General features: G+C 60.9%; 1 protein-coding gene. It reads right to left on the bottom strand.

Annotated elements, in window-relative coordinates:
* A partial coding sequence (locus tag lacNas_RS14155) for a polysaccharide deacetylase family protein (protein WP_373868159.1) occupies positions 1 to 481 on the bottom strand: 481 nt, incomplete at its 3' end.
* Positions 482 to 501: the final 20 nt, after the last annotated feature.

Raw genomic sequence — 501 nt, 5'->3', positions numbered from 1 at the left:
CCTGCCGGCTTTCAGCCGCCAGGGTCCGCTTGGCCAGCTGCAGTTTTGGCAGCAAGACCGCGGCTTCCTCGCTGCCTTCGCTGCCGGTGATCCCGTTGCCGATGATCTGCTGGCCGTTTTTTAGGAGCTGTCTGAGCAAAACGTCATTTTCTCTGGCTCTGGCCGCTGGCAGGGCAAAAGTTGCCTTGACTCCAGCCTGTTTGAGCAGGCGCAGAATCCGCTCATTGCTTTCCTCACTGTCCGTCAGGCCCGCAAAAAGCAGGACCACGGACCGCTTTTTAGCCTGCGTCCGGCCGGTCAGCAAGGCTGCTGGCTGTGAGGCAGCGTATTTTTTCAGCAGCTTGGCATCGGCCCGGCCGCTTTTATACTGGCGGCTGCCGTCCACCTTGACGTCAACCTGCCGGCTCAAGCGGACCAGCTGGACGGTCCGGTAAGTCAGCCAGCTGCCAGCGGCTATGGCCAGGACTGCAATCAGTGCCACAATCCCCCAGCCGCTTCTAT

The sequence above is a fragment of the Lactobacillus nasalidis genome (assembly GCF_016587775.1).
GTDB classification, from domain to species: domain Bacteria; phylum Bacillota; class Bacilli; order Lactobacillales; family Lactobacillaceae; genus Lactobacillus; species Lactobacillus nasalidis.
Note: the sequence above shows the minus strand (reverse complement) of the source record. Positions and strands in the feature narration are given on the sequence as shown.